This window comes from Methanobrevibacter sp. 87.7 (assembly GCF_002208625.1).
GTDB lineage: Archaea > Methanobacteriota > Methanobacteria > Methanobacteriales > Methanobacteriaceae > Methanarmilla.
In genome coordinates, this window is record NZ_MRCT01000058.1 from 1 (window position 1) to 11,125 (window position 11,125).

Annotated in this window: 6 protein-coding genes; all 6 read left to right on the forward strand. The window is 27.1% G+C overall.

Annotated elements, in window-relative coordinates:
- Nucleotides 1-125: 125 nt before the first annotated feature.
- The 6 genes from BGI41_RS04095 (at nucleotide 126) to BGI41_RS04120 (ending at nucleotide 10,991) form a co-directional block, all read left to right on the forward strand.
- The gene (locus BGI41_RS04095; RefSeq protein WP_088538964.1) at nucleotides 126-1,331 is read left to right on the forward strand and encodes a methionine adenosyltransferase; all 1,206 of its coding nucleotides are present in this window, start codon (nucleotides 126-128) and stop codon (nucleotides 1,329-1,331) included.
- Between the two features lie 408 nt (nucleotides 1,332-1,739).
- A complete protein-coding gene (ileS, locus tag BGI41_RS04100; RefSeq protein ID WP_088538965.1) occupies nucleotides 1,740-5,054 on the forward strand; it encodes an isoleucine--tRNA ligase in 3,315 nt (1,104 codons plus the stop codon).
- Nucleotides 5,055-5,120: 66 nt separating this feature from the next.
- Entirely contained in the window at nucleotides 5,121-7,280 is a 2,160-nt protein-coding gene (gene purL, locus BGI41_RS04105) for a phosphoribosylformylglycinamidine synthase subunit PurL (protein ID WP_088538966.1), read from the forward strand.
- A 337-nt stretch (nucleotides 7,281-7,617) separates the two neighbouring features.
- Nucleotides 7,618-8,844, forward strand: coding sequence for a gephyrin-like molybdotransferase Glp (gene glp, locus BGI41_RS04110; protein WP_088538967.1), 1,227 nt, complete (start codon nucleotides 7,618-7,620; stop codon nucleotides 8,842-8,844).
- Nucleotides 8,845-8,907: 63 nt separating this feature from the next.
- The gene (locus tag BGI41_RS04115; RefSeq protein WP_088538968.1) at nucleotides 8,908-9,618 is read left to right on the forward strand and encodes a class I SAM-dependent methyltransferase; all 711 of its coding nucleotides are present in this window, start codon (nucleotides 8,908-8,910) and stop codon (nucleotides 9,616-9,618) included.
- A 209-nt stretch (nucleotides 9,619-9,827) separates the two neighbouring features.
- Nucleotides 9,828-10,991, forward strand: coding sequence for a site-2 protease family protein (locus BGI41_RS04120; protein ID WP_088538969.1), 1,164 nt, complete (start codon nucleotides 9,828-9,830; stop codon nucleotides 10,989-10,991).
- Nucleotides 10,992-11,125 lie beyond the last annotated feature (134 nt).

An 11,125-nucleotide genomic window follows, 5' to 3' on the forward strand; every position in this document is an offset into this window, starting at 1 on the left:
AATTATTATATACTTTATTGATGAAAAATAAAAATATAATAATTGAATTTTTTAAAATTTTAAAATTCAGCTAAATTTATTTTATAAATGTTATTAATTATCTAAAAAAATTTTGATGTGATTAAATGAGAAATATAATAGTCGAAGAATTAAATCAAAAATATATTGAAGATTTAGATATTGAAATTGTTGAAAGGAAAGGAATAGGCCATCCAGATAGTATTAGTGATGGTTTAGGTGAAACAGTAAGTCATGCATTATGTGAAATGTATATGGATGAACTTGGTGGAATTCTTCACCATAATACTGATGAAGTACAAATTACTGCTGGTGAATCTGATCCTCATTTTGGTGGAGGACAAATATTAAAACCTATTGATATTCTTTTAACTGGTAGGGGAGTCCATGAATATGATGGAATTAAATTCCCTCTTGAAAGAGTTGCTATTGAATCTGCAAAAGAATTCTTAGATAAAACAATTATTAACCTTGATGTTGAAGCAGATACTGTTGTTGAATGTAAAATTGGTCAAGGTTCTGGAGATCTTGTAGATGTTTTCTCAAGACAAGGTGCAGTTTCAAGTAATGATACTTCATTTGGTGTAGGTTATGCTCCATTTTCAGAAGTAGAAACAATTGTTACTAAAACTGAAAATCTTTTAAATTCTAAAGATTTCAAAGCAAAACATCCTGCTATTGGTGAAGATATTAAAGTTATGGGATTAAGAGAAAAAGACGATATTACTCTTACTATTGGTTGTGCAATGGTTTCTAAATATGTTGATGATAGAGATGCATATATTTCCATTAGAGAAGAATTAAAAGATATTGTTTCAGATCTTGCAGTTAAATATACTAATCGTCCTGTTAATGTATTTGTAAATACTGCTGATGATGATAGTAAAAAAGATGAATCTGGATACTACTTAACAGTTACCGGTACTTCTGCAGAAATGGGTGATGATGGTTCAGTAGGTAGAGGAAACAGAGCTAATGGTCTTATTACTCCATGCAGACCAATGTCTATGGAAGCAACTTCTGGTAAAAACCCTATTAACCACGTTGGTAAAATTTATAATTTACTTTCAAATAAAATTGCTAATGATGTTGTAGAAAATGTTGAAGGAGTAAAACAAATTAACTTAATGATTTTAAGTCAAATTGGTAAACCTATTGATCAACCTAGAGCTGCTACTTCTCAATTAATTTTAGAAGACGGTTACAAATTAGATGATGTAAATAGTAAAGTTGAAAACATTATTGATTCATGGCTTGAAAATATATCAGTTATTACAGAAGATGTTGTTAAAGGTAAAGCTAAAACTTTCTAGGTTCTAGCTTTGATTAAATGATAACTTTTCTAAACTATTATATTTCATTTTTTTCACTTCTTGAATATAATTGAAGTTTTCATTCATTGTCTTTTTAGGTTGAAATATTTTTTATAAATTAAATACTCTTAAAATTTTTAAGAGTTTATTAATTTATAATAAATTTAATATTGAATTTATTAGCTACTAATTATTATATAGTAAAGGTATTTTTCTTGTGAAATTAGTGGATTTTATTTATTTTTAAAGAATAGATTTTATCCTAATGTAAATTAGTTTATTTTTTGTATTAAGTAGAAATTTAAGTCTTTATGATTCTATTATTAATTTTTAGTAGTTTAAATTTTTTTTATAGTTTAATTTTTTATATATTTTTTTAATTTAATATTTATTAAAAGGAGAAAGTTTATGCCAATAAAAGAGGCAGATAAGTCATATGAATTTGCTAAAATAGATAAATCTGTACATGAATTTTGGACAGATAAAGATATTTTTGCTAAAATTAATAAAATAAGGAAAAATGGTCCACAGTACTCTTTTCTTGATGGGCCTCCATATTGTAGTGGTAAAATACATTTAGGTACTGCTTGGAATAAAGTTATTAAAGATACTTTATTACGTTATAAAAGTATGAATGGTTTTTCATTAAGAAGACAAGCAGGTTGGGATATGCATGGTCTTCCTATTGAACATAAAGTAGAAGAATTAATGGGAATTAAAAGTAAACAAGAAATTGAATCTAAAATAGGTATTTCTACTTTTGTAGACAAATGTCAAGAATTTGCTTTTAATAATAAAATTGCAATGACTGAACAATTTAAGTCTCTTGGTGTTTGGATGGATTGGGATGATCCATACATGACTTTAGATCCAAATTATATGGAGTCTGCATGGTGGACTTTAAAAAAAGCTAATGAGCAAAATTTGCTTACTCGTGATAAACGTGTAATTAGTTGGTGTCCTCATTGTGAGACTGCACTTGCTGCAGCAGAAATGGATTATGAAGAAAAAGAAGATCCTTCTATTTATCTTAAATTCCCTCTTGAAAAACCATTATTATCAAGTGAAGAAAATCCAGAAGGACTTAAAGAGTATGTTTTAGTATGGACTACTACTCCATGGACTATTCCAGCAAATCTTGCTATTTGTGTAAATCCTAAATTTGATTATAAATTTGTTGAAAAAGATGGTGAAATTTATATCTTAGCTGCAGATTTAGTAGAAGATGTTTTAGGATATGAAAAAACAACACATAAACATAAAATCCCTGCTGAAAATGAAGATGAAGAAGATAAAATAGTTAAAGAAGTAACTATTAATTATAAATTCATTAAAACAGTTAAAGGTTCAGATTTACTTGGTTTAAAATATGTTTATCCATTTTTAGATGAAATTCCAAAACAAAAAGAATTTGATGCATTAGAAAATGTACATACTATTTTACCTGGTGATCATGTAGAATTAGGTGAAGGTACTGGTTGTGTACATACTGCTCCAGGTCATGGTCCTGATGATTTTGAAGTTGGTAAAACATATAATCTTCCTATATTCTGTCCTGTAGATGAAAGTGGTAATTTTAATCAGGATGCTGGAATATATGAAGGTAAATACACAAAATCTTACAATCCAAATATTGATGATTTAATATCTAAAGGTTTTATGTATGAACATGGAACTATTAACCATAGATATGGTATTTGTTGGAGATGTAAAACTCCTATTATATATCGTGCTACAGAACAATGGTTTTTAAAAGTTACTGATATTAAAGATAAAATGTTATCTGAGATTGAAAAAGTAAATTGGACTCCAAAATGGGCTGGTGAAGGAAGATTCCATGATTGGGTAGATAATGCTAAAGATTGGACTATTTCAAGACAAAGATATTGGGGTATTCCAATACCTATATGGGTATGTCCTGATTGTGGTGAAATTAAAGTTATTGGATCTATTGCTGAATTAAAAGAAAATTCTCTTATTGATACTGATGTTGAAGATAGTAAATTAGTCCACAGACCATTTGTTGATGAAATACCAATAGAATGTCCTAAATGTAATGGAAAAATGAAACGTATTCCTGATGTTTTAGATGTATGGATTGATTCTGGTGTTGCAGGATGGGCTTCATTATATTATCCACATGAAAAAGATAAATTTAATAAATGGTATCCATATGACTTTATTACTGAAGGTCATGACCAAACTAGAGGATGGTTCTATTCTCAATTAGGTACTGGTGTAATTTCTTTAGGTAGAGTTCCATATAAAAATGTTTTAATGCATGGATTTGTATTAGATGAAAATGGTAAAAAAATGAGTAAATCTCTTGGAAATAGTGTAAGTCCAGAAGATGTTATTGAGAAATATGGTGCTGATGTACTTAGATTCTATCTTTTATGGGCATCTAAACCTTGGGATGATCTTAAATTTGTATGGGATGAATTAAACAATGTAAATAAAATGTTTAATATCCTTTGGAATGTTTATGTTTTCTCAACAACTTACATGTCTTTAGATAATTTCCAACCTGAAAAATGTAATAAAGATAATATCCATTTAAGAAAAGAAGATAAATGGATTATTTCAAGAGTAAATACATTAACTAAAGAAGTTGCAAAAGATATTGAAGATTTATATTTCCATAAAGCAACACGTAAAATTATGGATTTTATATTAGAAGATTTAAGTCGTTGGTATGTACGTTTAATTAGAGGAAGAACTTGGGTAGAAAGTGATGATCCAGATAAATTAGGTGCATATTATGGTTTATACACTGCTATTGTTTCATTAATAAAACTTATGGCTCCATTTACTCCACATATATCTGAGGTTATATATCAAAATCTTGTAGTTGGAAATCTTTCAGATTCTAAAGAAAGTGTACATATGGAAGATTGGAAAGTTAATGAAGATTTAATTGATGAAGATCTTGAATATGAAATGGATATTGTAAGAGAAGTAATTGATGCATCTATACGTGCAAGAGATGTTGCAAGATATAAACTTAGATGGCCTGTAAATGATATTACTATTGTTTCTGGAAATGAAAAAGTATTTACAGCTGTTAAAGATTTAGAAGATGTAATTAAAGACCAATCTAATACTAAAAATGTAATCTGTTCTTCTGAATTCGATGAATTATCTTATATTGCTAAACCTAACCTTAAAATATTAGGTCCTAAACTTAAAGGTGATATTGGTATTGTTAAAAAATACTTTGGAGAAGCTGATGGTAATATTATAAAAGAAAATCTTGAAAATAATGGTTCAATTACTGTTTCAGGTGTTGACCGTCAAGGTAATGAAAAAAATATTGAATTATCTTCAGAAGAAGTATTATTTGACACTGAACTTCCTGATGATTTTGTATCCTCTGAATTTAAAGGAGGAAATGTTTTTGTAAATACAAAACTTACTCCTGAAATTGTTTCAGAAGCTATGTCTAGGGAATTAATTAGAAGAATTCAAGATATGAGAAAAGACATGGATTTAGATGTTGAAGCAAATATTAATGTTACTGTAAGTTCTTCAGAATCATTTAAAGATTTAGTTATTAAACAAATTGATTTAATCTCAAATGAAGTTAGAGCTAACAATTTAACTATTAATGTTGGTGAATGTAAAAATATTAAATCTAATGAAAAACAAGATATTAATAAAGAGTATACTAAAGATTGGAAAATTGAAGATGAATATTTAATGATTAAAATAGTTAAAGATTAAATTTAATTTTATTTTATCTTTAAATATTTTCTTAAATAGAGTATAATAATTATTTCGGTGATTTTAATGACTTTGATGGATTCTGAAGTAGAATATATCACTAATTTATTAGGTAGAAAAATGAATTCCTTAGAAGAAGGAATGTTAGATGTAATGTTTTCAGAACATTGTTCTTATAAAAGTAGTAGACCATTTTTAAGAAGATTTCTTACTGAAGGTGAAAACATTATTTTAGGTCCTGGAGATGATGCAGGACTTGTATCTATAACAGATAAATATGCTCTTGCAGTAGGTATGGAAAGTCATAATCACCCTTCTGCAGTAGAACCTTATGGTGGAGCAGGTACTGGTATTGGTGGAATTTTAAGAGATATTATATCAATGGGTGCTATGCCTATAGCCCTTCTTGATCCATTAAGATTTGGACCTTTAGAAGATCAAAAATTTAAATATATCTTTGAAAATGTAGTTAAAGGTATTTCTGATTATGGAAATAGAGTAGGTGTTCCTACTGTTGCAGGGGAAGTTGAATTTGATGAATCATTTAGAACTAATCCTCTTGTAAACGTTATGTGTGTTGGTCTTGTTGAAAAAGATAAAATTGTCTATGGTAAAGCACCTAATGTAGGGGATGTATTTTTCTTAATGGGTGGAACTACTGGTAGAGATGGAATTAATGGTGTAACTTTTGCTTCTGAAGAATTAACTTCAGATAGTGAAACTGAAGACCGACCAGCTGTACAAGTTGGAGATCCATTTACTAAAAAAAGAGTTCTTGAAGCATCTCTTGAAATTATGGATAAAATAAAAGTTTCAGGTGTTAAAGATTTAGGTGGTGGAGGTTTAACTTGTTGTATTTCAGAACTTGCTGGTGCATGTGATAATGGTGCAATAGTTGATCTTAATGCAATACCTCTTAGAGAAACTGGAATGACTCCATATGAAATTATGTTATCTGAATCACAAGAAAGGATGGTATTTGTCTTAAATAAAAAAGATGTTGATTTAGCTTCTAAAATCTGTGATAAACATGAAATTTCTTCAGCTGTTATTGGTGAAGTTGTTGAAGGACATAATATGATTGTTAAAGATTTTGAAAAAAATCAAGAATTATGTAATCTTCCTACAATCTTACTTTCAGATCCTCCTTCAATTGATAGAGAAGTTAAAGAACCTGTTAAAGATGAATCTAAAGTAGAAGTTCCTAAAATTACTGTTGAAGATGCATTAATTGGAATTTTATCTTCACCAAATATTGCAAGTAAATCTTGGGTTTATAAACAATATGATTATGAAGTTCAATTAAGAACTGCAGTAAAACCTGGTGATGATGCAGCAGTACTTAGAATTGATGATGAAACTGCTATTGCATTAACTGTAGATTCTAATCCTATTCATACTAAACTTAATCCATTTGATGGTGGAGCAGGTTCTGTAGCAGAAGGTATTAGAAATATTGTATCTGTTGGAGCTACTCCATATGCTATTGTTGATTGTTTAAACTTTGGAAATCCTGAAAATCCTGAGATTTTATGGCAATTTAAAGAATGTATTGAAGGAATGTCTCAAATTTCTGAGAAATTTAAAGCACCAGTTATTAGTGGTAATGTAAGTTTTTATAATGAAAATGAAGGTGCTAAAATTAATCCAACACCTGCAGTTGGTTTAATTGGTGTTGAAAAACTTGATAATATTAGAACACTTGAGTTTAAAAATGAATCTGATAAAATATTAGTTATTGGTGAAACTTTTGATGAACTTGAAGGTTCAGAGTTCCATAGAACTTTATTTAATATTGAACAAGGTGATGCTCCAAAAATTAGAATTGATGATGAATTTAATGCATCTAAATCTATTTTAGATTTACTTGATAATGATCAAGATAAAAATATAACTGCTATTCATGATTGTTCTGCAGGTGGTATTGCTATTGCTTTAAGTGAAATGGCAATAAAATCTAATTTAGGTTGTGAAATTAATACAGATAATATACCTAAAGATTCTGATATGGATTTATGTAATTTATTATTCTCTGAATCACATGGTAGATATATAATGACAGTTAAAGCTGATGCTTTAAATGATATATTATCTAAATTCAATGTTCCAGTAGCATGTATTGGTGAAGTTAAAGGTGATAGTTTAAAAATTGATAACAATATTGAATTATCTGTTGATTCATTAAAAGATGCATATACTGGTGTTATTGAAGAACATATGATGTAATTTTTATTTAATTTAATTAATTATTCTTAGATTTATCTAGAATTTTTTAATTATTTAATTTTTTTAAGATTTTATTATTCTTAATAAAACATTACTTTGTATAAGTTTTAAAATTATTTAGTTATTTAATTTTAGAGAATAATTATATTTAATTATTTAAAAATCGTTTTTCTTTTTTAATTAGATTTTTACAATAAACATATTTAATGGATTATTGTTTAAATTTTCATATAATTTATTTAAATTTTTAATTCTAATATAAACTTTATAAGTTTATATAATTTTAAAGTTCTTTTAGTATAGTTTATTTTTTTTAAAATAATATGTGGGATGTAGAATGTTTTTATCAAAATTAATGCCTCTTAAAGAAGCAGTTTCTAAACTTAATAATAATCAAAAATTTACAAGTACTGAAAAAGTAAGTCTTGATGAAGCTTATATGAGAGTTTTAGCTGAAGATATTAAGTCTTTTCATAATTCTCCACCATTTGATAAATCTGCAATGGATGGTTATGCAGTAATTGCTGAAAACACATTTGGTGCATCTAATAATGTTCATAAAGATTTTAAAATTATTGACAAGATTAGTGCTGGTGATTTTTCAGATAAAACTATTCATGATGGTGAAGCAATTTCTATTTCTACAGGTGCACCTATACCAGATGGAGCAAATGCAGTAATTATGGTTGAATATACTTCTGCTGATGGAGATAATTTAACTATTCATTCACAAGTTACTCCTGGTGAAAATATAAGTCCTAAATCAGAGGATATTAGTAAAGGAGATTTAGTATTAAAAGCAAATACTTTAATACGTCCTCAAGAATTAGGTTTAATTGCATCTGCAGGTTATAATGAAGTTGAAGTATATAAAAAACCTAATGTTAAGCTTATTGTTACTGGTAATGAGTTAGTAGAACCTAGTAAAAATTTAGAAAGTAAATCTAAAATTATTAATTCTAATAAATATTCAATATCTGCATTAGTTAAAAGTGCAGGTGCTAATGTTTCTGTATCTCATGCTTATGATAATTTTGATGAAGTTAAAAATGCAATTGATAGCGCAAGTAAAGAATATGATGTTGTTATTACAACTGGTGGTACTGCAGTAAGTGATGCTGATGTTGTTCTTGATGCAGTAGATGATCTTGGAGAAATTCTTTTCCATGGTGTTGCAATGAGGCCTGGAAAACCTGCAGGTGCAGGAATTGTTAATGATACTCCTATTTTCACATTATCTGGTCAACCTGTTGCTGCAATGAGTCAATTTGATATATTTGCAAGAACTTATATTATGAGAATGCAAGGTCTTAAAGATTATAATTTTAATGTAGTTAAAAGAGAATCTCAATTAAAAATACCATCAACTTTAGGACGTACTGATTTTATTAGGACTAATGCAGATAATATTCATGCTCGTCATATTTTAAATAGAGGCTCTGGTATTATAAGAAGTATGGTTGAGGCAAATAGTTATATTGTTATTGATGAAAATAATGAAGGTATTGAAAAAGGAGATTCTGTTGATTTAATTTTCTTTGATTCAATGAATTGGAATGCTTGATTATAGTATAATTGATTTATTGAATTATTGTAAAAATTAATATAAATTCTTTAGGTCGATATTATGGGAAATAATCTTTTTAATTTTATTTTAAATAAAAGTAATAGCTACAATTATTATAAAAAAGAACATGAAAAATTAGTTAAAGAAAATAATAACCTTAAAAAACAGGTTTCTTCTTTAAATAATCGTGTAAGTGAACTTGAAAGAAATATTCAAGCACCACGTAATTTTCCAGGAAGATTTTTAACTAAAAATGATGTTTTAACTAAGTTTGGTGATGATACTTATTATGATAGTTCACGTTGGGATAAATTTTATCAAGAAATGGTTGAAGTTTTATCTAGAATGGATGATGTTCATAAAATTTTAGAATTTGGTCCTTATAAAGCACCTCTTATTGAAAATGAGGATGTTATTGATCATATGGATCGTTCAGAATTTTTTCCATTTGGTGTTAATAAAGTAATTGTTCATGATTGTACTAAATTCCCTTATCCAATTAAAGATAAAGAATATGATCTTGTTATTTTATCTCAAGTACTTGAACACTTTGGTATTATGGGTGAACAGAATGATGTTTTTAAAGAATTAGCTAGAATTTCAAAAAGAGCAATTATTGGTTTACCTTATAAATGGTTTAGTCCTTCAGAAAGAGATCATCATATGATTGATGAAAAAGTTTTTGATGCATGGCAAGGTGAATATAAATATTCTTATCAAAATATTAATACTAAAAATCAAACAATTTTAAGAATATATGATTTTGATTAATTAATTTAATTTTTTTTTATTTTATCATTGGTTTTAACATTTTTCTTATTTTTTTTATTTTAATTGTTTTGTTTTAATTCTTATTTTTTTTTACTTTAGAAACTTTATATAATATAAGTCATAAAAATTAACTATATTTTAACTTTGTTAAATTTTTTTATAATTATACAAAGTATATTCTTTTATTAAATTTTTTATAAGTGATATTTGTGAATGGTATATGGTATTATGTAATTGGTTTTATTTTTGTATGGACCATTTTAGCATTATATAAAATGTATCATGAAGACTCAAACTTAGAACTTGGTTTTCCAATAATAATGTGGAGAACTCATAAATTTATTGATTTTGTAGATAAACTGGCTAAAAAAGCTCCTAAGTTTTGGAAATGGTATATGAATATAGGTATTGTTATATGTTTTGGTGCTATGGGATTAATGACATATCTTTTAATAGTATCTCTTGGAACAATTACAACAACTCCATCTGTATCTATTCTTATTCCAGGTGTTGATATCCCAGGTTCTCCAATTTTTATTCCATTTTTATCTGGATTTATTGCACTTATCATTTTACTTATTGTACATGAATTCTCACATGGTATTCTTGCACGAGTAGAAAATGTTGATGTTAAATCTATGGGATTATTATTGTTTTTTATTATTCCTGGTGCTTTTGTAGAACCTGATGAAGAACAAGTATCTAAAGTTTCAAAACTTAGTAGACTTAGAATCCTTGGAGCAGGATCAATGGCAAATATTGTTCTTGCAGTTGTTGCTTTACTTTTAGTTGCATTACTTGCTAATTGTGCAATTCCTGCAGTATATGATCAACAAGGAGTTGAAGTAACACAGGTTGTAACTAATGCTCCTGCAGTAGGTCATATTAGTAAAGGAGAACTTTTAACTGGAATTAATAATAAAACTATTAAAAATTCAACAGATTATGTTCATGCTGTCTATAATTTAACTCCTAATACTACGGTTGAACTGAAAACAAATAAAGGAACATCTAGTTTTAAACTAGGTGAAAATCCTAATAATAAAACTATTGGTTATATGGGTATTAGATGTCAAGAACATTTTGTTATTAAGGAAGATATTAAAAATACTTATGGTGATATTTTACCTTGGTTCTGGTTAAGTTTAGAGGATTTATTAAAATGGATTTATATAATTAACCTTTCAGTAGGTTTATTTAACTTACTTCCAATGAAACCATTAGATGGTGGAAAAATGCTTGAAGAGGTATTATCTTATAAGTTGTCTGAGGATACTTCTTATTTAATTACATTATTTACATCAGTTCTTATTGGGATAATAATTATTGCTAGTCTTCTTATTGGTATTCTAATTGGATTTAATATTATTTAATTCCATTTTTTATTTTTTTATTTTTAATTAATTTTTTACTTATTTTATAGGATTATTTTAGATTTTTTTTATTTTTAATTAATTTTTTACTTATTTTATAGGATTATTTTAGATTTTTTTATTTAAGGCTAAAT

Excerpts from the sequence above, each read along its gene's own strand:
- ileS (WP_088538965.1), top strand. The coding sequence starts at position 1,740 with ATGCCAATAAAAGAGGCAGATAAGTCATATGAATTTGCTAAAATAGAT.
- purL (WP_088538966.1), top strand. The coding sequence starts at position 5,121 with ATGACTTTGATGGATTCTGAAGTAGAATATATCACTAATTTATTAGGT.
- BGI41_RS04115 (WP_088538968.1), top strand. The coding sequence starts at position 8,908 with ATGGGAAATAATCTTTTTAATTTTATTTTAAATAAAAGTAATAGCTAC.
- BGI41_RS04095 (WP_088538964.1), top strand. The coding sequence starts at position 126 with ATGAGAAATATAATAGTCGAAGAATTAAATCAAAAATATATTGAAGAT.
- glp (WP_088538967.1), top strand. The coding sequence starts at position 7,618 with ATGTTTTTATCAAAATTAATGCCTCTTAAAGAAGCAGTTTCTAAACTT.